This is a genomic window from Oleiphilus sp. HI0066, assembly GCF_001635725.1.
Window position 1 is genome coordinate 1 of sequence record NZ_LWFH01001282.1, and the last position, 1,480, is coordinate 1,480.

Consider the following 1,480-nt stretch of genomic DNA (forward strand, 5'->3'; position numbering starts at 1 on the left):
TTGAAATTTACCGATTGGACGGCCAAAAGCTTCTCGCTGCTTCACGTAAGCGAGCGCTTCGTCGAGTGCAAGTTCTGATGTCATGTTGGCCATCACACAAAGGCTTAATCGTTCCATTTCAAAGTTCGACATGATGGCCAAAAATCCTGCATTCTCGGCACCAATAAGATTCGAAGCGGGCACCTTGCAGTTATCAAAGAACAGTTCTGCTGTATCGCTTGCCCACCATCCTGTTTTTTTAAGGTTTTTACCTCTCGTAAAACCTTCGGTGTCGCGCTCTATAAGTAATAGACTGATTCCGCCGTAGCCATCGCCACCGGTACGAACCGCCACTGTATAGTAGTCGGCGCGATGCCCGCTTGTAATAAAGGTTTTACTGCCATTGACGATGTAATAATCACCATCTTTTTTAGCTGTGGTTTTGATGTTTGCTACGTCTGATCCGCCGGAAGGTTCTGTGATGGCAAGAGCAATAACTTTATTGCCGAGAATAACATCAGGGAGTATTCGTTGTTTCAGTTCGTTAGAGCCCCAACGAGCGATGGGTGGCAAACCAATATCTATGCTTCCTAAGCTCGCAACAAGTCCACCAGAGCTTGATCGCATGAGTTCCTCTGATGCTGCAATTTTGGTGAATACGTCCCCGCCAGCGCCGCCAAACTCTCCATCGTGACCAATCCCGAGAAGACCTGCCTCGCCAGCAAGTTTGTAGAGCTCGCGCGGAAACTCGTTGGCTTCTTCCCATTCATCAATAAACGGGTTGATATGTGTATCGACAAAGCGTCTTACATTTGCGCGTACAATATTTTGCGTTTCGCCAAAGTGGCGTTCATGAAGTTTGCTCATTTTTATTCTTATTACTTGTTATCGGAAGCATTAACTTAACGTGTAATAAGTACTTGAACAACTGTGTGAAGGCGGCTTTTACATATAAAAAAGGCCGTACCTAATAGTACAGCCTTTTTGGGATTCATTATGATTGAATCGCTTAGAACAGTACGCGCACTCGCACCGTACCACGAACATTACGCAGCTTCTCTAGAGCAAGTTCGCTGTATTCTTTATCGACATCGATAACTACGTAGCCAACTTTCTCGTTAGTTTGCAGATACTGGCCGCAAATGTTGATGTTGTTCTCGCTGAATACTTGGTTGATCTCAGACATAACCCCTGGAACATTCTCATGGATATGAAGAAGGCGGTGGTTTTCTGGGTGTGCAGGCAATGCGACTTCAGGGAAGTTTACAGATGTCACTGAAGTACCAGTGTCGCTATAGGTGGCAAGTTTCTCACCAACCTCGAAACCGATATTCTCTTGTGCTTCCATTGTGCTTCCGCCAACGTGCGGTGTAAGGATGACATTGTCGAATTCACGTAAAGGAGACACAAACTCTTCATCGTTTGATTTAGGTTCGACAGGGAATACGTCGATCGCTGCGCCCAGCAGCTTGCCTTCGCGTAGCGATGCTGAAAGTGCATC

The 1,480-nt window shown here is 46.1% G+C and carries 2 protein-coding genes; both read right to left on the reverse strand.

Features of this window, described 5'->3' with window-relative positions:
- Positions 1-846: acyl-CoA dehydrogenase family protein (locus A3738_RS18685; protein WP_068763772.1), on the reverse strand; the 846-nt coding region annotated here is incomplete at its 3' end.
- A 142-nt stretch (positions 847-988) separates the two neighbouring features.
- The coding region (locus A3738_RS18690) for an NAD(P)-dependent oxidoreductase (RefSeq protein WP_304440114.1) at positions 989-1,480 on the reverse strand (492 nt) is incomplete at its 5' end.